A 22,201-nucleotide genomic window follows, 5' to 3' on the forward strand; every position below is an offset into this window, starting at 1 on the left:
TGATTTAAGAAGGCTGTATATTTGGGAGAACGGAACTTAATTCCATAGGAAAAATTAAAGGATCCTAATCGTAAAATAGTGGCTGGTATTTTTTATCCTGGATTAGGATTAACGGTAAACGAGTATTGCCAGAAAATAAAATGCGACTTACCTAAAGAATCGAAAATTTTCTTTTTATGGAAATGCCTACCAGGCATTTTACAAATCAATTCATGTCATTGTATCGGTAAGTCGCAAGTTTTATCCGGATTTACCTTCGACTGTTTAGTATGAATATTTCAAAGTGATACCGAAAGTCCCGGGATCGCCTAAAACCCCGGCATAATGCCCTGCCGAACCGCTCGCCGGCAGTAATTGTTCGAAATAATCCTGATCCAATAAATTTCTCGACCAAATAAATAATGACAAGCCCTTTTGCGCTCTAAATCCTGCTCTCGCATTCAATATTGAATAGCCATCAACATTTAAATACCGGGATTCCACGGGGCTCGAGGAGAAGGAAGACCTGTAATAGGCATCTACGGTAAAGAAAAACCTGCCTTCATTCTTAAAGATATTTCTCGCATTAGAAGTAATTTCGGAACTTAATGAGCCTGCCCATTTCGAAATACCGGGTAATTTCGTTCCCGAAGCATCCTTGAACGCCGCACCACCTGTTTCTTCTAAAGGAACGGGCGCTTCCTTGAAGCGTACATATTTCCCATCTGTATAGGTAACCGCGCCACGGAAAGACAGGTACTGCCCTGCCTTTATGCTTCCATCCAGCTCAACTCCTGTTACGCGCACTTTTTCGGCATTTGCCAAGTAACCGCGATTCACACCTAACTGGGAATTTAATACCAGGGTTTGATAATCTTTCAAATCTGTCCTGTAGATTGTAAAATTTAATATTGCGCCCGGTTTCGGTGTTGTTTTAACACCTAGTTCGTAATGTTGCACATATTCAGGTGCTATTTTGGCTAGTTCCAGCATCGGTTGACCGTTTGATGTAGGCAAGCCGCCCAGGTTCAGACCAACGGGCTTATAATTGGTAGCAAAGGTTGCATAAGCATTCAAGCCCGCCGGTGTTTTATAGGATAAAGTAATCTGACCGGACACATTGGTATTATCGGTATTAGCGTTAAATTGTTGATCACTGTAAACGGCTTTTTTTAACGCGATCAATTCCGGGTCATCGGTTTGCGCACCTCCGTAAGTCTCACGGTTGAAATCTACTTTCTTCTTATCATAATTAAACCTTATACCCGGTAACAAGTGGAGCCTACCCGTAATGGACCAATCTAACTGCCCGAACACCGCGCCACTAAAAGTGTTCAATTCCGAAATAGTCTTGATACCGTAACCATCCAGCAACCCGGGGGTTGCCCATAACTCGCTACCGGTCGATTGGGAAAAGCGCCATTGATCTTTACCAGATTCTTCCGTGTGATATGGATCGGTTTGCAGGTTTTGCGCGATTGCGAAAACGCCTATTACGCCACTTAACTTGGATGAGAAAGCTCCCGCGTAACGGACCTCCTGCGACCATTGACTGTGTTTGGACGGCGCTTGTGAAAGAGCTAATGCTTGCAAACCGGTAAAGTCACGGTCATTAGAAGGATTCCAATTCCAATAACGGAAAGCTGATGTTGATGTCAAAGTCCCATTACCGATATCCGTATTGATAGTTAACGAAGCGCCGCCAAAATCCTGGTCGGAGCGCCAAGGGGTATCATGATCTATAACCCGATCAAATGGATCCGTTGTAGGTAAATGATAATTTAAATCCGAGATAATCTGATCAAATTGGCGGTACTCCGGTCGTTGAGTATTTACAACCCCTGCAACTATTTGCGCATAACCATTAGGTCGCTGCCGCGATAAATCACCGGAAAGGGTAATTTCAGTTTTATCGCTTGGGGCGTACAACAATTGTCCCTTTACGCCAATGTTATTCAGATCATTTATATATTCATCCCGCTTCTTGTTATAAATTGTTCCGTCTCTTTGCGTTCCTACAAAAGACAGTCGCCCTGCTAATTTCTTGCTCAAAGGTCCTGTCACAGACGTTTTGGCTTGTATATAACCATAATTTCCATAACTCAATTCGAATACACCACCCGATGTAAAACTAGCCTTCTTAGTAGTGATATTGAAAGCACCGGCGGTAGTATTCTTTCCGAATAAGGTACCCTGCGGTCCACGCAAAACTTCGATCCTTTCCACATCTATAAAATCGAGGGTAGTAGCCGCGGGCCGGGCATAATATACACCGTCTACATAAAATCCTACACCGGGATCAATACCATCATTCGTTAAGCCGAAAGTAGTACCGAGACCGCGAATGTTCAATGCCGTGTTCCTGGGATTAGAAGAATATAGTTGTACCGAAGGAACTAATTCCTTCAATCGATTCACATTAAAGGCTCCTGCCTCGGCAGCCCTAGCCCCGCCAACAACAGCAATAGGAATCGGGACATCTTGCGCCGTTTCCTTCCTCCTGCGCGCGGTCACGATGATTTCACCGAGCAGGCTATCATCCAACAAGGTAATTTCGAATATCTCGTCGCTTAATTCATAGAATACGACTTCCTGGTTTTGATAGCCGATTAAGCTGATGATCAAAGAAAAAGGCACCGTTGCAGGCGCTTGAATTTCAAAATGCCCTGTAGCATTGGTTTGTACAGCATTCTGACTGCCTTTAATAATAACGGTAGCGCCGGGAAGCGGATTCCCGTTCCCGTCATTTACCAGTCCCCGGACAACTTGCTGCGCACCGGACTCGGCGGCGCTCAGCATTAGGCCAAGTAATATAAATAGTAGTTGGGTAATAGGAATTCTAAAACGATAAAGCGGTTTCATGATCGATAGTTTAGAAAGATTTTGGTTGATGAAATGGTAGTATTTAGAGATGATTTATAAAGATGATTCAAGAAATTTTTCAAATTCTTCGTTCAGTTTTTTGCCGGGTTCAATTTTTAAGAACCCGTATCGATGTAAATCGGTTTCACCGTATTCACTGACCCATTTAAGAAACCGGACGGCACTTTTAGAGGCAGTAGCTTTGTTGATTGAAAAATGTAAATAAGCCAACGGAATATTATGAATTTGTGCTGCCGACAAGGATTCAAGCCGCTGCAATACGGAGGATAAGTTGGTATAGAAATATTCCGACCTGTTTAACTTTCCATTTCCATCCAGGTCAACGGGAATAATGATTATCCCTTTTTCCACGGTTCCTGTTTCCGGGCGAAACGCCAGTGGTAGCGGTGCATATGAAATACCGTTAGAATCTCTCAGCAAGGCTTTAACTAAATGTTCATCGGAACCCGCAATAGTTTTTCCTTGAATATCTTTTTGCTGGTACCCGAAATAAGTGGCAAAGGTAATCGGTACCCCGGCCTTCTGTAAACGGGTATAAACAGAATAAGTAACTTTGATTTTATTTTCGTCCCTTCGATCCACGAAATTATCATGGAAGAATATTTGCTTGATTTGCCCGGCATTTAAGCCTTCTACTCCATATTTTCCAGCGAAAGCTGATCGTTGATTCGCGATAGGTAGAACCGCGTAACGACCTAAGTATAAAAATTCACGGTCCTGCTGAATTACCTGCGAAAGCTCGTAAGCTTCAATCAATATATCATAGCTTGCCGGATCATTCGAAGACCTCGATTCAATAATCACCTGTTCGGCAGGATACGTTTGATTGTACACATCAATCCAATGCTGTACTAAAGGGTAAGCAAAACGAACACCTGTAATTTTTACAACTTGACCCTTGAGCGGTGCCGTTTTCCCTGCCGTGATGGCGCCATCCGTATTTTTCCAGGCAAGCGTATTATCCTGCGCTGTAGACCGAATCAGCAACCCGGATATTAGAAAGATTAAAACGGTGGATATTCGAAAATATTTGTAGAGATGATGATGTTTCATTTTATTATACTATTTCTATAGGATTTATATATTAATAATTAAAAAAAATATAATAGCTAATTATGATCAAGCATATATCCCCCTACCGGGTACCATCAAAACTTCTTGAGGAAAGCCGTTCCAATTCAATACTCTCTATTCAAAAAATCCCACGGCCCGGTAACTATTAACGCTTCCGAGTAGCATCAATTCGAGAATCCAAAGTAAGTGAAAAATTATTAGTCTACAAAATCTATAGACTTTATATATTTATATTTTTAACTGGAAATATTATAATGAACTCATTCACATAATGTTAGCCAAAATAAAAACTACTACACGATGTAAAGAAAATATTGAAAAGAATACTTCCATAATAAGGAAGAAGAAAATCCATTGTCAAAATTTTATTCCTATTTCAATAAAAAAACCACGTAACATTTATCCTGTTACATGGTTTAATAAGATACGATAATCTTCAATTATCGCGCTAAGCTAAACCTGATTGGCATAGAGAACCTTACTTTCACTTTTTGCTGATTTTGCATCCCGGGCTTCCATTTAGGCATCTTATTTACAACACGGATCGCTTCTTCTTCCAGTCCTCCACCCTTTTTCACCCCGGTAGTTTCCACACCGGTAATACTACCGTCTGTATCTACCACGAATGAAACGAATACCGTTCCTTCGATACCATTCTCCGCCGCCATAACAGGATAACGCATGTTCTTTTTAAGAAATTTCATCAAGCTCTCATTGCCTCCGGGGAAGCTCGGCATTATTTCAACGAAAGTATAGGTTTTATTATCCTTCGGTGGTGGCGGCGCTTCTACCACACCGGAAGAATTATCGCCATCCAGCATACTGGCTAAAGCATTGCCCATCTCTTGTTCGCCATCCAAATTCTCTAGCCCTACTACAGATTCCTTGATCTTTTCTATCGGCGGCATCTCCTCATCCTTGGCCAATGCATCATCCACCACGATCGGGTCCACGTATTTCACGGTTTGAGCGACGGGTGGCGGCGTGCTCTTTGCAGGCGGAGGTGGTGGTGGTGGAGGTGTTGCTGCCGGCGGAATATCCAGATCAGCTAACACGGTAGTTTTAGCTAGGGGCTTGTCGGCCGGTGGCGTGGCAGCCTTCGAGTTGGTGCCGGCCCAATAGCCACCAACCAAGAGCAAAGCCAGGGTGGCTGTTCCGAAAATAGCATTCCTCATGCGGGAGTTGTATTGCCGGCGGAGTGCATAGGCACCATAATCTTGGTTGCGCCCGGCAAATAGCAGATCTAGGAAATCTGCCTGTAGCATTTTGTTAGGTTCCATATTAGTAAGATTTGTTATTAAGATGATTTAACACATATTTTCCACAAACAATTTTCATTTTCTTATCTTTAAGTTCTATTTCATATTCCTCATTTCAACCTTTTATAGCCCGAAACTGTTAAAAAAGTTATCCTGGCTGGTGATTTGAAAACCTTTACAGCATAAGTTCTATAAGTAACCATCATTTATGACGAATTGGAACCAAATGATACATAAACGTATACTAGGACTGGTTTTGCTTTTTTATGCCATTCCGACCCATGCTCAAAACACGACTCTCCCCCCGGCAATCCATTCATTTAGCTTGCAAGACTGTATTTCCTACGCACAGGAACATCAATACGCGCTATTAAATGCAAGGATGGAGCAACAAAAATCCAGGGAAGTTGTTGGCGAACAAAGGGGTAAACTCTTGCCACATGTTGATATTACGGGAAGCTTCGTAGACAATTTGAAACTGGCGACATCCCTGATCCCGGATTTAACGGGCGATCCCAATAATAAGATCCCCGTGCAATTCGGCAACAAGTTCACCTCCTCCGTGTTCGGGCAGTTGAATCAAACCTTGTTCAACAGCGATTATTTCCTGGGCTTAAAAGCATCGAAAGTATACCAGGAATTATCCACGAAGGATCTGCGCAGGAACGAGATCGATACCAAGATAGCCGTTACGCAGGCATATTATAACGTTCTCGTGGCTGAAGAGACCATTAACATACTCACAACCAATAAGTTGCAACTCGAAAAAACATTAAATGATACCAAGGCTAGGTATGATGTGGGGGTTGCAGAAAGAATAGATGTTGACAGGATACAGGTTTCCTATAACACGATCGAAACACAGGTGATGAATGCACAAAGGCTACTGGATTACAGCTACTACGTGTTAAAATTCCAGATGAGCATGCCGGAAACGGATTCCCTGGAGCTCACGGAGAAGGTAGATGATTTCGCGAATACACTCGAGATAGTGGATACCGTGAGTTACCATTATACCGACCGGGTTGAATACAGCATCCAGGAAACTCAAATTGCCCTGAACCAACTGGATCTTAAAAGCAAAAAATTAGGATTCCTACCTTCTTTAAATGCCTATGTGAATTACGGGTATAATTATTTCGGTTCCCATTTCAATGAATTATACAAGGAAGGATTCGGGGCATCAGCCATCGGTGTGAATTTAACTTTTCCCATTTTTACCGGAACGGAAAGGATTCACACGATTAACCAGGCCAGACTTACGGTGGCACAATCTCAAAACGATCTCGCGCAATTGACCCAGCAGATTCAATTGGAAGTTAGGCAATCGTTTACCGACTACCGGAACAATATGCAATCTTACATGATGCAAAAACGGAACATGGAGTTGAACCAGGGCATCTATGAAAGGGTGGAATTGAAATTTGAACAGGGGGTAGCCACCAGCCTGGATGTGATTTCCGCGGAAAGTGAATTGAAGGTGTCGCAAGGTGATTACCTGAATGCTTTACTCAACGCATTATTAAGCAAAGTGCAGTTGGACAAAGCCATGGGTAAAATCACCTCGAACCCTTAACATCAATCATAAAAAAATTAATCAAGGATTATACAAACAGAAGATATGCAACTATTCACTAACAGGAAAATACATGGTGCCCAATCCTTACCGCTCTGGATCGGAGCCGGGATTTTCGCCTTATTTGCTAGTAGTTGTGGCAGCAAGAAACCTGCCGGTGCCGGTGGTAGAGCTATGCCGAAGCCTACCGTCGTTGCAACGGTTGTAAAGCCTGCTACCTATACCGTAACGGAAGAATTTCCCGCCAGCCTAATAGCTAACCACGTCATCAACCTAACCTCTGATGTTACCGGGTATCTAAAGGCTATCAGGGTAGCTGATGGTAGTAATGTTTCTAAAGGACAATTATTATATGAAATAGATCAAAGCCGCTACGCCGCAGGGGTAGATCAATCCAAAGCAAGCCTCGCACAAGCCCAGGCACAACTGGCGCAAACGCAATTGGATTACGATAGGTATAAAGCCTTGCTCGAAAAAGATGCAACATCCCGCCAAACGGTTGATCAAGCGGAAACCGCCCTTAAAACGGCCAAAGCTAACGTAGCTGCCGCCCAAGCCGTACTCGATAAAACAAATACCGACCTGAGCCATTCCAACATCCGTTCACCGATGAACGGTAAAATAGGGATCGCGCTCATCCGTGTAGGCGATATCGTCAATGCCGGGCAAACCGTGATTAACACCATCGTGAACGAAGAGCCGATCTATGCCGATATCGATATCCCGCAACAACGTTACAAGGATTTCGCGGATGCACTCGGTTCTAACAAATACCAATATACGCTCAAGTTTAGTGATGGCAGCATTTACCCGGAAAAAGGGAAACTGCTGTTGGTGAATAACGCGGTAGATGCCACCACGGGTACCATCCGCGTAAGGATTTCCTTCACTAATAATAAAAATATGTTGAAATCCGGTATGACAGCCGTACTTCAAATGACTTATCAAACACAGGACTCGCAGATTGCCATCCCGAGTAAGGCCATCAAGCAGACCCTGGGAGAAATAGATGTGTTTACAGTAGATGAAAATAACGTGGTTAAAATAAACCCCGTTAGCATGGGAGCAATAATAGATACCATGCAAATTGTAAATTCTGGCCTGAAGGCCGGGGATAAAGTCATCACCGAAGGTATTCAGAAAATACGCCCCGGTGATACCGTGCAGGTGCAACTACGATAATTTGAAGACATCAACAGCAACTTAGTACGTCATGATCTCGAAAACATTTATAGAAAGAAAAAATACAACTATCGTAATTGCAATCCTCTTGGTGATTGTCGGGGGCATCTGTATGCTGAATTTGCCGATTGCGCAATTACCGGATATTGCTCCACCAGTAGTTGAGGTCCGCTCGAATTATATCGGCGCCAACTCCAACACCGTGGAAGAAACGGTTACTACACCTATCGAGAACCAGATCAATGGCACCCCCGGGGCCATGTATATACAGTCTGTAAGTGCCAACGATGGATCAATGAGCATCACGGTAACTTTTAACCTCGGTACAGATGCTGATATTGCCACCCTCGATGTACAAAACCGCGTGAACTTCGCACTACCAAGTGTACCGGATGACGTGCGTAGAACAGGCGTAACTACCAAGAAACGCTCCAATGATATGTTGATGGTAATCGCGGTGAAATCCCCGAACGGTTCCCATGAAAGGGCTTTCCTGGATAACTATGTAAACATCTTCATAAAGCCCGAATTAGCGCGTGTTGCAGGTGTAGGTGATGTGAATGCTTTCTCTCAGGATTACAGTATGAGGATCTGGTTAAATCCCGATAAAATGGCCGCCCTTGGCATTACTACCGCCGATGTGGCTGCCGCTATATCCGAACAAAACGTACAGGTACCCGCCGGTATTATAGGGGCTCCCCCTGCCAAACAGGATCAAGCATTCGAATATAACGTGAAAGTTAAGGGCCGCCTGGTTACTGCTGAAGAGTTCGAAAACATTATCGTAGCTACAAATGCGAAAACCGGTTCACTGGTTCGATTGAAGGATGTTGCCAGGACAGAATTAGGTACTTTCTCCTACGCGATAGAAATCAAGGCCGATGGCCAAAATGGTAGTGGTATGGCCATTTACCTGGAACCGGGAGCAAACGCCCTCGATGTAAATGATGCCGTGATGGCCAAAATGGAGGAGTTAGCGAAATCATTCCCGCCGGATATGGAGTGGATGATTCCCTTCGAAACAACTTCATTCGTAAAAATATCTATCGAAGAAGTTATCCAAACCTTTATTGAAGCCTTGATACTGGTGGTATTGGTGGTGTTCATCTTCCTACAGAACTGGAGAACGACCCTGGTGCCGATCCTGGTCATCCCGGTTTCAATCATCGGTACGTTTATATTCTTCCAACTACTAGGATTCTCGATCAATACCCTGACTTTATTCGGTTTCGTGTTGGCGATCGGTATCGTGGTGGATGATGCCATCGTTGTGGTGGAAGCCGTACAGCACCATATCGATTTTGATAAGATGTCGCCATTAGATGCGACCTACAAAGCGATGAGCGAAGTACAAGCGCCCGTAATCGCGATCGCATTAATCCTGGCTTCTGTATTCGTGCCGGTAGCTTTCATTCCCGGTGTTAGCGGGCAGCTATACCAACAGTTCGCCCTTACGATTGCCTTCTCGGTATTATTATCTGCCTTCTTGGCATTGACCCTCACTCCGGCGCTTTGCGCCATGATGTTGAGGCCGGCGCACCTGTCTAAGAAATCAAGGGGTTTAAATAAATTCTTTTATAAGTTCAATAAATGGTTCGCGAAAGTAACGAACCGTTACGGCAGCCAAGTAAACCGCGCTATCAAGCATTCTTGGGTAGTATTAATCATGTTGGCTGTCATCTTCACCGTAACTTTTTATCTCTTTAAAACCACGCCAACTACTTTTATTCCCCAAGAAGATATGGGCTCGATGTTCATCGCGATAGAATTGCCCGATGCCGCATCATCCATGCGTACCAGGGAATTGACTAGCAGGGTCAACCAGGTATTGTCGCGGGACACTTCAATCCAGCACTTTATGGGAGTAACGGGGATCAACTTTATCGCCAACGCGATCAAGCCCAACTCCGCGACCTACTTTACGCAGCTGAAGCCCTGGGATACCAGGTATGAATATGGAGATGATATCGGTAAAGTAGTGCAGCGCATACAGGGACAATTATACATGATGTTTCCGGAAGCGACCATCATCGTGATCCCGGCCCCGACCTTACGCGGTTTGGGTACATCTTCGGGATTTTCATTCATACTCGAACAAAAATCGGGTGACGATATCGCTGAATTTAACCGCGTGTTGAATGAATTTTTGATGAAAGCCAACCAAAGGCCGGAAATAGCGCAAGCATACTCTTTCTTCTCCGCGACAACTCCGGAGATCAATGTAACCGTAGACCGCGACAAGTGTAAGCAGATGGGAGTACCAGTAAGTAGCGTATTCAGCACTTTACAAACTTACTTGGGAGGGTTATATGTAAATGACTTTACACGTTTCAGCAGGAGTTTCCGGGTAGTATTGCAGGCCGACACAAGCTTCAGGAGCAATATAGACAAGTTGAAAACGTACTACGTGAAGAATGTCAAGGGCGAGATGGTACCGTTGAGCGCTTTGGTTACTTACAAAACCGGCAGCGGTGCACCGGTATTAAATCACTTTAACCTTTACCGTTCTATCGAGATCGATGGAACTAACCAACAAGGTTATAGTAGTGGTGATGCGATCCGCGCCTTGGAAGAAGTAGCCGCGCAAGTGTTGCCCTCTAACTTCGGTTATGACTGGGCAAATATTTCAAAGCAAGAAATCGAAGCCGGGAATACGAGTACCATCATCTTCATGCTTTCAATTTTATTCGTATTCTTATTGTTGACGGCATTGTACGAAAGTTGGTCAGTACCATTTTCTGTATTATTAGCAGTACCGATCGCTTTATTTGGTGCGATTTTATTCTTATATTTAAGTAAGCAGGCCAATAGTGTGTATTCGCAAATCGGGTTGATCACGTTGATCGGTTTGGCCGCTAAGAACGCGATCTTGATCGTAGAATTTGCGAAAGTGCGGGTAGATGAAGGGATACCTTTGGTAGAAGCAACGATACAGGCAGTGAAACTTCGTTTCCGCCCGATCCTGATGACCTCCTTCGCCTTTATTCTCGGTGTAATGCCGTTAATGTTTGCACATGGAGCAGGTGCAGCTTCCAGGGTAAATATTGGTTTCACGGTAGTAGGTGGTATGTTAGCCGCCACGGTACTAGCCATCTTTACCGTACCTGTATTATACGTGTTAATAACAAGACTTGCATATGGTAAAACAAAACTTGCAGAACTTGAAGAAATGGGAAGAAAGAATCCTCCACCGGAAGATCACTTCAACCTGGATGAAGATGATGAAGATGAAAAATAACAGGTTGAATACCAGCAGATATTGCTATTTCAGGGTACCTTATATAAGCGGTTGAGTCCTTAGGGCTCAACCGCTTCCTTTTTTAAGAACAGTGGAACTTATCCCAGTCAAATAGACCAGGGGATGAAATGTATATTTCTGTCCTGTTACTTTAACATTATTTACAAAGATTTTAGCCTCTAATTCCTTATTATTACAGCGAAAATGGAAGGTAAAATCTAACAGGCATGTCTACAGAAGTGATTAAACAGTTGCAAGAGGCGGTAGCATTCTCGCCCAATAATGTTCCATTGCGTGTACATTTAGCTCAAGTATTATTACAGTCATTCGATTATACACAAGCGGAAGAACAATTCCGCAAGGCTTTAGAATTAGATCCGCAACATGAAGCCGCACAATTAGGCTTAGCGAGAACATTCTTTCAACAGCAAAAATATACAGTGGCCATCGTTGTACTGGAACAGTTAGAACAACAGAATCCCCAGCATTTCGATGCATTGCTCCTGCATTGCCGCATCTTGGTAAAAGAAAATGCATTAAGGGAAGCAAAAGATATTTATCAACTACTACTCGATCTCAACCCACAGTTCCGCGATGAAGAACTAGATAGTAAGTTCAGGCTCACCGCGCAACAACCAAGTTTTACAGGTGACGATGAGGAAGATATGGAAGATTCTCAAAGCGCCTTTATGATTGAGAAACCCAACATGAATTTCTCCGATGTTGGCGGTATGGAAAGGGAAAAACAAGAAATTGAACTGAAAATTATTAAACCGCTCCAGTTCCCGGATCTATATAAAGCTTATGGCAAAAAAGCCGGCGGGGGTATCTTGTTATACGGCCCCCCGGGCTGTGGTAAAACGTACTTGGCTAAAGCTACGGCAGGACAAATCAATGCTGAATTTATCAGTGTCGGGATACACGATATCCTCGATATGTGGGTAGGTAACAGCGAAAAAAATCTACATGCATTGTTTGAACTAGCCCGGCAAAACAAACCCTGCGTTTTATTTTTTGACGAGGTAGATGCACTCGGCGCAAACAGGAATACCATGAAAAATAACGGTAGCCATCTAATCAATCAATTCTTATCGGAGATGGACGGCATTACCGCCAATAACGATGATATCCTGATCATCGGTGCAACCAATGCCCCTTGGCATTTAGATCCCGCTTTCCGCAGGCCGGGTAGATTTGACAGGATCATCTTCGTTGAACCACCGGCACAACAAGGCCGGGAAGAAATACTGAAAATCCACCTCAAGGGCAAACCTGTCGATGATATTGATTATACATCTATCGCGAAAAATACGAATGGGTATTCAGGAGCCGACCTTAAGGCGATCATCGATATTGCAACGGAAGATAAATTATTAGAAGCCTTGCAAACCGGTAAGCCGCAACCCATTACCCAGAAAGACTTGTTAAAGGCTAGCAAAAACCATAAGGCAACTACCCGGGAATGGTTCAATACAGCCCGTAATTATGCCATGTATTCCAACGAATCCGGCATATACAACGAAGTATTGAAATATCTAAATATTAAAAAATAAGCATGGCCGAGTTACTAAAAAGGGCGTGGATATTACTAGAACAGAACCGGTTCCAAGAAGCCATCAATACGTTGCATGACTATTTAGGTGAATATAGCAATGATGTGGAAGCGCTTTACATGTTGGCAGTTTGTTATTTAGAAAGCGAACGCTACCAAGATGCCCATAATATCATAGAAGCAGCATTAGCAATAGATCCGGGAGATTCCAGGTTGCATTACCTGAAAGCTCGCTACATGATGGATCAAAAAAAATATAAGGATGCTGAACTACATATCAGCGATGCGATTGCCATCGATCCTACTGTTCCTACTTACTATGCTACGTGGAGCCAATTACTCTTATTTCAAAAAAAATTCCAAGAGGCGCTAACAAAAGCTGAAGAAGGACTCTCTTTTAACCCGGAGGATGAAACCTGTCTTAATTTGCGTTCACACGCACTGTTTAACCTCGATCAAAAAGAAGCTGCCTTCGAAGGTTTATACGAAGCCTTGGAGCATAATCCCGAGAATGCTTACACCCATGCCAACATCGGATGGAAAACGCTCGAAGCAGGGAATCATAACAAGGCCTTAGAGCATTTTAGGGAAGCCTTGAGGAAGGACCCTAATTCGCAATGGGCAAAGATGGGTATGGCGCAGGCGATGAAAGCCAAATATTGGTTATACCGGTTATACTTAAAATACTCCTTCTTCATGAGCCGGCAGGGTGGGCGAAGACAATGGTTCATTATTGGCGGTGTTTACCTTGCATCGAGATTGTTAGGCGAATTATCCATTTGGTTGCAAGTCATTTTATTCGTGATCATCGCCTCGACTTGGTTAATTACGCCGATAAGCAATTTGTTCTTGCGTATGAATCCCTACGGCAAATTCCTACTCACGAAAAACGACTTAAATACAGCGGCATACGTTGGATTATTATTAGCCACTTCGGTTGTTTGCGGGATTACTTATGCATTTACCGACCAGGATTTCTTACTCACCGCTTGCGTATACGCCGCGATGATGATGATCCCGATGGGTTCTATGAATGTTCCGGAAAGTAAAAAAGGTAAAAATATATTAAAAGGTATCACGGCTTTAACTGCCATGGCCGCCGTATACGGCATCATTGCAACAGCGCAATTTAATAGTATAGATATTTTTGCATTCTGGTTGCCGTTTATATTGCTATTTATTTACCAGGTTGTAACAAATATTCTTATATCGAGGGAGTCCTAGTAGATATACTCAGCATATCAATTTCCCCCGGGGCAGCTTTACTTATAATACAAAAACATTGTTGTCCGACTAAAAATGCTTTAAAGGTACTTGAATTCCTTACCTGGTCAAGGATATAAGCGAAGGATGACCTATTCAAAATCCCGGGTAAGCCCCGCCGAGAAAACCGTTAAACTTCGCATTTTTAATATCGAACGGTAGCTGGGCCATACGGTAGTACAAAAGCTGGATCGAGCGATCAAATTGGTGGCCGTAATGGCCAATTTGTGCCCTTTTTTGATAGCTTTTTTGGGCAAGCAAAAAAGAACAAGAAACGAGCAGATGAACATTGAATCGAACTATTGAGGGATCAAATTGCTCCCCGGTTAAAATTTAGTCGGACAATAATGATTCAAAAACTGTTCAACAGTATCCCTATAATATTTGAAGCCTTGAAAATCAAAAACTTTCAAGGCTTCAATATTAAAATCCAACAAACTTACCGATCCAAGGCTGCCGCGGCTGCTTCATCAACAAACCAATGCAATTCCCCGTTTACCGGTTTAATTATTTGCGAAGGAAATTTATCGACATTATACGCACCTTCAATAACTTCATGCAAAGTCATGGCCTTGTTATCTCCCGTGGCTAAGAATACGATGCAGGCAGATTGATTCACTACAGGTGCAGTCAAGGTGATGCGGTACATATCTTGCGCTTCCAGGAAAAATGCATCGGCCCATTTCTTCTTTTCATGGATGATAGGCGTACCCGGGAATAACGATAAGGTATGACCATCATCCCCCATGCCCAGTAGAACAAGATCGAAGGTTGTTTCTTCTCCCTTGAAATATTGATGCAAGGTTGCTTCATATTCCTTGGCTGCTACTTTCGGATCACGATCGGTTAGCATGGGATGGATATTCCCAGCTAAAACGGGAACATGATTCAGCAATACATCGAAAGCCATTTTCGCATTATTGCGGGCATCCTCAAATGGAACAGCCCTTTCATCACCCCAGAAAAAATGCAACTTCTGCCATTCGATCATATCGCGGTAAGGCGCTTTAGCCAACAACGTATATAAAGCTTTCGGCGTATTGCCACCGGAAAGCACGAATGTAAAACGTTCCTTGGTTTGCAATACAGATTGGATGTAATTGCATAACCAAGCCGCGAGATTTTCAGAAAGTTGTTGTGCATCTTTCGCTACATGTAATTCCATGAAATGTATTTACAGGTAAAAATCAATTTTATTAAGCCTTTGGATTGGCAATATTAATCCAGGCATGACCATCCTTGGCAATCAATGCGTCTGCATCTTCCGGCCCCCAGGAGCCCGGGGCATAATTTGGAAAATCTTGCGGGGCACGTGCTTGCCATGTTTCCAAGATCGGCATAATTACTTTCCATGCCGCCTCTACCTGGTCTGCTCTCATGAATAGGGTGGCATCCCCTTCCATCACGTCAAGCAATAAGGTTTCGTATGCTTCAGGCGTATGTTCGGAATATGCTTCATCGTAATTAAAGATCATATTCACCGGGTCCAGGGTCATATTTTGGCCCGGGCGTTTTGCCTGGAAGCGGATACGGATATCCATCTCCGGTTGAATGCTGATCGTTAAGCGGTTAGGGCGCCAAGTTTCAGCAGATTCTGCCGGGAAGGCGTAATGCGGCGCCTGGCGGAACTGCAAGGTGATGTGTGTTGCTTTCTCATTCATATACTTACCGGTACGGATATAGAATGGAACGCCTTGCCAGCGCCAGTTATCGATATAAAATTTAACAGCGGCATATGTTTCTACTTCAGACTTCGGATCTACTCCTTTTTCTTCACGGTAACCTACTACTTGCCTGCCTTTCATCCATCCACCGCCATACTGTCCGCGTACTGAATAATCGTGTACTTCATCCTTCTCTATGCGGCGGATAGCATTCAATACATCTACTTTCTTATTACGGATTTCGTTGGCATCGAATGAGACGGGCGCTTCCATGCCGATCATGCACAGCAATTGCAGGATGTGGTTTTGCACCATATCCCTGAGGGCCCCGGAATGCTCATAATAGCCGCCACGGCCTTCTAAACCCACGCTTTCCGCTGCCGTTATCTGTACATGTTCAATAAAGCTCCTGTTCCAAACCGGCTCAAACAAAGCATTTGCAAAACGTAATGCCAGGATATTCTGCACGGTTTCTTTACCGAGATAATGATCGATCCGGTAAATCTGGTCTTCTGCGAATATACTGCCCAGCAATGTATTCAGTTCCTTAGCAGATTCTAGATCGTGCCCGAAAGGCTTTTCCACCACGATGCGGGTGCATTTTTTGTCTGCGCAGAGGTTGAGCGCACCAAGTTTCGGAACGATCTCCGGCACTAATTGGGGCGCTACTGCCAAATAGAAGATCACGTTAGGATGTGTTCCCCATGCGGCTTCTTTCTCTTTCACTATTTGGGAGATGCTTTCATAACTCCCGTCTTTTTCCGCATCTAGTTGTAAATAGCTAACATGTTGGAAAAACTCGGTAAGGTGATTGCCGCCTTTTGCATTTTTACGAGAAAATTTACCGATACCGTCTACTAAACGCGCGCGGTAATCTTCATGGCTATAGTCAGTTCTACCGATTCCTACAATTTCGAATTGTTCAGGCATCCATTCATCCAGGAACAAGTTGTACAAGGCAGGAGTCAATTTCCTCAAGTTCAGGTCGCCACTTCCTCCGAAAATAAATACGATGGAGGCCGGTGGACGTTTATGGTGTAACATGATCAGTTAATATGTAAGATAAAAATGATTTAGTGTGATTGCCATTCGGTATGGAAAGTACCCGGCATGTCGATCCTTTTATAAGTATGCGCACCGAAATAATCCCTTTGAGCTTGTACCATGTTAGTACTCATCCGGGCGCTTCTGAAAGCATCAAAATAAGATAAGGCAGCCAAGAATCCCGGTGAAGCGATACCGTTTAATGCGGCATAAGCAATCACGGAGCGGGTGCCATCTACCTTGGTTTTAACGATACTTGCCATCCCTTCATCCAATAAGATATTTACTAAAGCAGGGTTGGCGGTAAATGCCTTGAAGAAGTCTTCCAACAAGGTGGAGCGGATAATACATCCACCACGCCATACGCGGACTACTTCCGGCATATCGATATCCATTGCCAGCTCTTTGGAAGCGGTTTGCAACATTGCCAAACCTTGAGCATAACTCATGATAGTAGCGAATTGCAGCGCATCCCAAACTTCGGAAACGAAAGTGTCTATATCTCCCGGAATATTGGTAGGCACCACCGGGTAGATTTTCGAGGCATCCAGGCGCTCTTCCTGCAAGGAAGAAATGTTCCTGGCAGCTACGGCAGCATCGATAACGGTAACGGGGACCGGTAAATCTAAAGCATCTTGCGAGGTCCATTTACCTGTTCCTTTGGCCCCGGCCCTATCATCGATCATATCGAGCAGGCGATTACCAGTTTTATCGTCAGGTTGTAAGAAAATATCCTTGGTGATTTCCAGCAGGAAAGAAGGTTGTTCCTTGTTCCAACGGGCAAAAATATCGTGTAGTTGATCGTTATCCAGTTTGGCCCCATATTTCATCAACGCATAGGCTTCGCTGATCAGCTCCATGATTCCGTACTCGATGCCGTTATGCACCATCTTAACGAAATGACCGGCGCCACCTTTTCCAAGGTAGGCTACGCATGGGCTATCGCCAACTTTTGCCGCGATAGATTCCAAGATGGGCTTTAAATGTGCATAGGCTTCCTTATCGCCACCGGGCATAATGCTCGGACCCGTGCGGGCGCCATGCTCTCCACCGGAGATACCAACACCTATAAAATGAATGCCCTGTTCCTTTAATGCATTAGCCCTGCGGAGCGTATCGGTATAATGGGTGTTCCCACCATCCATGATTACATCACCCGGTTCTAATAAAGGGATGAGAGATTCGATGACATCATCCACCGGCTTACCGGCAGGCACCAACATCATCAGTTTCCTGGGGCTTTTCAAGCTTTTCACCATTTCTGAAAGCTCGTTCACACCCTTCACGGTTGTACCGGGGGTGGCGGCTTGCTCGGTGGCTTGAGTTTTTTCACTGTCTTTATCGAACCCGATTACCGAGAAACCGTGATCCGCGACATTGAGTAAAAGGTTACGGCCCATTACGCCTAACCCAATCATTCCAAAATCGTATAAGCTGTTTGCCATAAAGTTTAATCGCTAGACTATGATCCGACAAAATTAGGCTTTTTAGTGGAAGGTCAAGGTTTTAGCCTAAAGTCTTGATTTTAAGGAACGCTTGGCCCTAGTATTACCGCCACGTAAAAACAGCCACCATGGCACTTATACAAGATTTCTACCCGGTAAAAAATAAAAACCAGGCACTTGTCATTTAATAAAAAAGAAGCATTTAGCAAGGGTTGACAATAATCTTTACAATCCTATTTCAATGACCGTTTTACCACGGGCCTTCCCGTTTTTACTGAGGGCCACTGCTTCGGGAGCTTCTTTTAGGGAAATGATATTTCCCACGGGCACGATGATTTTCTGTTGATCTATCATATTAGATAATTCGTCCAAGGCTTCGGGACTACCCTTGGTTTCAAAATTACCGCCTTTGAGCCCTTTAGACCGGATGGCTTCGGCATTAGCCACGAATAAAGTTGTGAGGGCGGTGCCACCGGGTTTTACTAAACCGCACATTTTATCAAACTCCTCCGCATTGCTCACGAGGTCAATTAATCCGTCTACCCCTTCCGGATGTTTTACCTGCGCTTGGGGAATTACAGGGGCCTTCGTATGATCTATGATTTCCTTGGCGCCGAGATCCAGCATTCTTTGATAATTAGCCGGGCTGGCAGTAACAACCGTATAAAGACCAAGGGCTGCCGCAATTTCGGTGGTAAAGGAACCTACGCCCCCCGTTGCTCCAACAATCAATAGTTTTTGGCCAGGTTTTAACCCCAGCTTTTCCAGCAATTGCATGGCCGTCATACCCGCGGTAGGGATTGCGGCTGCCGTTGTCAGGGGAATAGATTTGGGGGCGATGGTAATACCCACCTTCTCGGGAACGCTGATATATTCCGCATAAGAGCCTTCCCCGATGGGCTTATGAATAAACTGGCCGTAAACTTTATCACCCGCTTGGAAACGCGTGACTCCCTCGCCTACTTCCTCCACGATCCCGGCGCCATCAACCCCCATAATTAGAGGGAAAACATGCGGCATATGTCCCTCCATAATACCATCCGTCAGTTTCCAATCGTAAGGATTCATACCGGCTGCGGCCATCTTAACGAGGATATGACCGGGGGAAACTTGGGGCTTGGGGAGTTCCATCAATTCCGGGGTGGACTTAAAGGCTTTTACGGCAACAGCTTTCATGGCATTCTATTTTAACATTATTCTTGAAGCAGATATATAAATATATTGAATTAGTGTTGATATTCATTTCTACTGCATAAAAAATACCAAAATATCAGTATTGTTAAACAACACTAAAATGAGAATCTTTGTTCTTTACAATCACCTACAATATGAGAATAACCTATACTAAGGCAATATGCATCTTGGCTATCTACATCGTTTCCCCATTCAAGCTGGCCGCGCAGAAGAAAGAAAGTGACATCGAAATTGCAAAGCTGAAAGGCAAGGTATCATCTCTTGAAATATTCAAATATTATACAGATGATCTTGAAGAAACGGATCTCAATAAACTCAAAGACATTTTTAAAATGGATATCCGTTTTAATGTTAACGGGTACTTTACAGGATCAGTTAGCTATGAGTATAAAAACAATCAATTCAATAGTAAGGACATCATGGAATACAATTATGATCCGATTAACAAGAAAATAATTGTCACCCTGCCCCAATCCAATACAACGATGATCGTCGAGTATTTAGACAATAAAGAAATCTCTAAAGAAAATTACTATAAAGATGGCAAGCTTACGGAAACGAAAGAATATGTTTACGATGCCAAAGGGAACCTAACAACCGTACAATACACATACCCTGGAAAGGAAAGAATTCTCAGTAAAAAATACGATAGTAAGGGTCAAATCATTCAAGAAACCGATGCCGATAATAAAACGACACATTATGTTTATAATGATAAGAATCAAGTAACTCAAAAAAGTTTTTATACTTACAATACCCTGGATGCAATCGAAACTTTTAACTACACTAAAACAGGAAAGGAAAGCACCCACGCGTATTATGACAATGAAAAAAAGTTAAAGGTAGTGGAGGCTTTTTATTATAATAGCAAAGACAGCCTGGTTACCGATTCCATATTTGATGGAAACTGGAAATTCCTCCGGTCGGTATCTGCAAGTTACAATACGGCGGGGCTAGAAAGTCATATCGTGTTAAAAGATGCCGAAGGAACAATACTACAGGAGTTAACTATAGAATATGATCAACATAAAAATCCTGTTAAAAAAGTTACCATAGAGCCAGGCAAACTAATTTTAGTTGAGAATAAAAAGTATACTTATTATAAATAGTCCCAAATCAGAAGAAAGATTGATTGTTGAATCCTCTATTTTTGTAAGGCCTGCTATTTGAAAGCTCAAATATGCAGGCCTTTTACCATGAACTTTTTCGACATACACGATATCGCATGGGAACCATTCGGTTACCAACTCAGCTTTGTTGAATTGGCGGGTACTGTTGCCGGTATTTTTTCGGTATGGCTGGCAGCCAAGGAAAATAAACTCACCTGGGTAGCTACTATTGTTAATGTTATTTGCTTCTTCGCGATATTTTACCAGGTGCAGCTTTATTCCAACATGCTGCTGCAAGTGTATTTTTTCTTCCTAAGTATTTATGGCTGGTTTACTTGGAACCACCAACAAAGGGAAGGCGTACCGGTTCGAAAACTTACAAAGAAACAATGCATTTACTTACTTGTATCAATCCCTATACTAACGGCATGCCTGGGATGGGCAACCCGCTGGATAACAACAAACCATCCAGCATACCTTCAAGCTGTCGCATATCCGTATGTTGACGCCTTTATAGCCATTGCCAGTATCGTGGCCAATACCTTGTTAGCAAAAAGGATAATTGAGAACTGGATTTTATGGATAATAATAGATGTATTTTGTATTTACCTCTACGCACAACAAGGCATACTCCTCGTAATGCTTGAATATGCCCTATTCTTAATACTATCCTCGTATGGATATTTCGCCTGGAGAAAGGAATTGAATAATGATTCCAGGTAATCCAGATCCGCATAAATCCGCAAATCCAAATTAATCCTGGTACCGGATCAGGGGTGCGACCTTCTTCAACTCATCGTATTCAGCCATCGTAAGAGGGGCAACACTACAAGCATTCACAACATCTTTCAACTGTTCCATGGTACGGATACCCACAACGGCACTGGTTGTAGCAGGGTTCTGCGTTACGAACTGTATCGCCGTTTGCGCGGCGGAACGGTGATCTTCCTTGGTCGACATCGACCTTACAACATCTGCAACCTGCTTCACAGTTTCCAGGCTATGCGATAAAAAGGTTGCAGGTTCTTTATTGACTAACAACCCCTTGGCCAAACTCCCCCTCGCTAATACACCGATCCCTTTTTCGAGCAATAAAGGCAAGCAGCTTTCTTCAGGCCTGCGATCAAGCAATCCGTATTGCATCATCACGCTGGCAATATTCGACTTTTCTACATAAGTCTTAATTACTTTCGGACGGATGGATGAAATCCCGTAATGGAGAATTTTACCTTGTTGTTGTAACAATTCGAAGGCTTCAATGACTTCATCTATATTATCTTCCATCGTTCCACCGTGCAATTGGTACAGATCTATATAATCGGTATGTAAGCGTTTCAAACTCTCATTAACGGCTTTCAATATATGTTCCTTGCTGGCATCCCAATACCAACCGGAACCATCAGGTTTCCACCGGTTTCCTACTTTCGTAGCCAGCACTACTTGGTTGCGCTGCCCGCGCAAAGCCCTTCCCAGGGTAATTTCATTGTAACCCTTGGCATATAAATCAGCCGTATCAAAAAAATTGATCCCCGCTTCAATAGCAGCATGGATAAGTTTTTCATTTTCGGAATCTATCGCGCCTAAACTCATGCAGCCAAATGCGATTTCGCTAACACTTACATCGGTTGATCCCAGGTTCTTATATTTCATCGCTTCATTAATTTTAAACACCCATCAATAATCATCGTTATTTGAATATACGATGATTGCCGTTTTCTGCAAAAAGAAAGCATCGGCAG

Annotated in this window: 15 protein-coding genes; 7 read left to right on the top strand and 8 right to left on the bottom strand. The window is 43.5% G+C overall.

Features of this window, described 5'->3' with window-relative positions:
• Positions 1-264: 264 nt before the first annotated feature.
• The 3 genes from COR50_RS01005 to COR50_RS01015 form a co-directional block, all read right to left on the bottom strand.
• Positions 265-2,841, bottom strand: coding sequence for a TonB-dependent receptor (locus tag COR50_RS01005; RefSeq protein ID WP_098192239.1), 2,577 nt, complete (start codon positions 2,839-2,841; stop codon positions 265-267).
• A gap of 54 nt (positions 2,842-2,895) precedes the next feature.
• The gene (locus COR50_RS01010) at positions 2,896-3,915 is read right to left on the bottom strand and encodes a hypothetical protein (protein WP_157760578.1); all 1,020 of its coding nucleotides are present in this window, start codon (positions 3,913-3,915) and stop codon (positions 2,896-2,898) included.
• Positions 3,916-4,376: 461 nt separating this feature from the next.
• Complete coding sequence (locus COR50_RS01015) at positions 4,377-5,216, bottom strand: energy transducer TonB (RefSeq protein WP_098192241.1); 840 nt, start codon at positions 5,214-5,216, stop codon at positions 4,377-4,379.
• 187 nt (positions 5,217-5,403) lie between these two features.
• Here COR50_RS01015 and COR50_RS01020 point away from each other — a divergent pair, with 187 nt between their 5' ends.
• The 5 genes from COR50_RS01020 (at position 5,404) to COR50_RS01040 (ending at position 13,967) form a co-directional block, all read left to right on the top strand.
• Complete coding sequence (locus tag COR50_RS01020; RefSeq protein ID WP_098192242.1) at positions 5,404-6,771, top strand: TolC family protein; 1,368 nt, start codon at positions 5,404-5,406, stop codon at positions 6,769-6,771.
• Positions 6,772-6,816: 45 nt separating this feature from the next.
• Complete coding sequence (locus COR50_RS01025) at positions 6,817-7,953, top strand: efflux RND transporter periplasmic adaptor subunit (protein WP_098192243.1); 1,137 nt, start codon at positions 6,817-6,819, stop codon at positions 7,951-7,953.
• Between the two features lie 31 nt (positions 7,954-7,984).
• On the top strand, positions 7,985-11,191 hold the full coding sequence (locus tag COR50_RS01030; RefSeq protein WP_098192244.1) for an efflux RND transporter permease subunit: 3,207 nt from the start codon (positions 7,985-7,987) through the stop codon (positions 11,189-11,191).
• A gap of 227 nt (positions 11,192-11,418) precedes the next feature.
• Positions 11,419-12,744 carry an ATP-binding protein gene (locus tag COR50_RS01035; RefSeq protein WP_098192245.1) on the top strand — a complete coding sequence of 442 codons (1,326 nt, stop codon included), beginning with the start codon at positions 11,419-11,421 and terminating at the stop codon, positions 12,742-12,744.
• A gap of 2 nt (positions 12,745-12,746) precedes the next feature.
• Positions 12,747-13,967, top strand: a complete 1,221-nt coding sequence (locus COR50_RS01040) for a tetratricopeptide repeat protein (RefSeq protein ID WP_098192246.1) — start codon at positions 12,747-12,749, stop codon at positions 13,965-13,967.
• 478 nt (positions 13,968-14,445) lie between these two features.
• On the opposite strand, the gene pgl is transcribed toward COR50_RS01040, so the two are convergent.
• The 4 genes from pgl to COR50_RS01060 form a co-directional block, all read right to left on the bottom strand.
• Positions 14,446-15,171 (bottom strand): 6-phosphogluconolactonase, encoded by a 726-nt coding sequence (pgl, locus tag COR50_RS01045; RefSeq protein ID WP_098192247.1) that lies wholly within the window; start codon positions 15,169-15,171, stop codon positions 14,446-14,448.
• Between the two features lie 31 nt (positions 15,172-15,202).
• Entirely contained in the window at positions 15,203-16,714 is a 1,512-nt protein-coding gene (zwf, locus tag COR50_RS01050; RefSeq protein ID WP_098192248.1) for a glucose-6-phosphate dehydrogenase, read from the bottom strand.
• A gap of 29 nt (positions 16,715-16,743) precedes the next feature.
• Positions 16,744-18,159, bottom strand: coding sequence for an NADP-dependent phosphogluconate dehydrogenase (gndA, locus tag COR50_RS01055; protein ID WP_098192249.1), 1,416 nt, complete (start codon positions 18,157-18,159; stop codon positions 16,744-16,746).
• Positions 18,160-18,384: 225 nt separating this feature from the next.
• The gene (locus COR50_RS01060) at positions 18,385-19,335 is read right to left on the bottom strand and encodes an NADP-dependent oxidoreductase (RefSeq protein ID WP_098192250.1); all 951 of its coding nucleotides are present in this window, start codon (positions 19,333-19,335) and stop codon (positions 18,385-18,387) included.
• Positions 19,336-19,487: 152 nt separating this feature from the next.
• On the opposite strand from COR50_RS01060, the gene COR50_RS01065 reads away from it, so the two are divergent.
• Together COR50_RS01065 and pnuC are read left to right on the top strand one after the other, a co-directional pair.
• A complete protein-coding gene (locus tag COR50_RS01065) occupies positions 19,488-20,462 on the top strand; it encodes an RHS repeat domain-containing protein (RefSeq protein ID WP_098192251.1) in 975 nt (324 codons plus the stop codon).
• A gap of 87 nt (positions 20,463-20,549) precedes the next feature.
• Entirely contained in the window at positions 20,550-21,185 is a 636-nt protein-coding gene (gene pnuC, locus COR50_RS01070; protein ID WP_098192252.1) for a nicotinamide riboside transporter PnuC, read from the top strand.
• A 30-nt stretch (positions 21,186-21,215) separates the two neighbouring features.
• Here pnuC and COR50_RS01075 read toward each other — a convergent pair whose 3' ends face one another.
• Entirely contained in the window at positions 21,216-22,112 is an 897-nt protein-coding gene (locus COR50_RS01075) for an aldo/keto reductase (RefSeq protein WP_098192253.1), read from the bottom strand.
• Positions 22,113-22,201: the final 89 nt, after the last annotated feature.

The organism is Chitinophaga caeni, from assembly GCF_002557795.1.
In the GTDB taxonomy this organism is placed as follows: domain Bacteria; phylum Bacteroidota; class Bacteroidia; order Chitinophagales; family Chitinophagaceae; genus Chitinophaga; species Chitinophaga caeni.

Bases quoted from the DNA above. Each gene is read 5' to 3' on its own strand.
- COR50_RS01010 (WP_157760578.1), bottom strand. From the start codon at position 3,915: ATGAAACATCATCATCTCTACAAATATTTTCGAATATCCACCGTTTTA.
- COR50_RS01075 (WP_098192253.1), bottom strand. From the start codon at position 22,112: ATGAAATATAAGAACCTGGGATCAACCGATGTAAGTGTTAGCGAAATC.
- COR50_RS01005 (WP_098192239.1), bottom strand. From the start codon at position 2,841: ATGAAACCGCTTTATCGTTTTAGAATTCCTATTACCCAACTACTATTT.
- COR50_RS01060 (WP_098192250.1), bottom strand. From the start codon at position 19,335: ATGAAAGCTGTTGCCGTAAAAGCCTTTAAGTCCACCCCGGAATTGATG.
- COR50_RS01015 (WP_098192241.1), bottom strand. From the start codon at position 5,216: ATGGAACCTAACAAAATGCTACAGGCAGATTTCCTAGATCTGCTATTT.
- zwf (WP_098192248.1), bottom strand. From the start codon at position 16,714: ATGTTACACCATAAACGTCCACCGGCCTCCATCGTATTTATTTTCGGA.
- COR50_RS01065 (WP_098192251.1), top strand. From the start codon at position 19,488: ATGAGAATAACCTATACTAAGGCAATATGCATCTTGGCTATCTACATC.
- COR50_RS01020 (WP_098192242.1), top strand. From the start codon at position 5,404: ATGACGAATTGGAACCAAATGATACATAAACGTATACTAGGACTGGTT.
- gndA (WP_098192249.1), bottom strand. From the start codon at position 18,159: ATGGCAAACAGCTTATACGATTTTGGAATGATTGGGTTAGGCGTAATG.
- pgl (WP_098192247.1), bottom strand. From the start codon at position 15,171: ATGGAATTACATGTAGCGAAAGATGCACAACAACTTTCTGAAAATCTC.
- COR50_RS01035 (WP_098192245.1), top strand. From the start codon at position 11,419: ATGTCTACAGAAGTGATTAAACAGTTGCAAGAGGCGGTAGCATTCTCG.
- COR50_RS01030 (WP_098192244.1), top strand. From the start codon at position 7,985: ATGATCTCGAAAACATTTATAGAAAGAAAAAATACAACTATCGTAATT.
- pnuC (WP_098192252.1), top strand. From the start codon at position 20,550: ATGAACTTTTTCGACATACACGATATCGCATGGGAACCATTCGGTTAC.
- COR50_RS01040 (WP_098192246.1), top strand. From the start codon at position 12,747: ATGGCCGAGTTACTAAAAAGGGCGTGGATATTACTAGAACAGAACCGG.
- COR50_RS01025 (WP_098192243.1), top strand. From the start codon at position 6,817: ATGCAACTATTCACTAACAGGAAAATACATGGTGCCCAATCCTTACCG.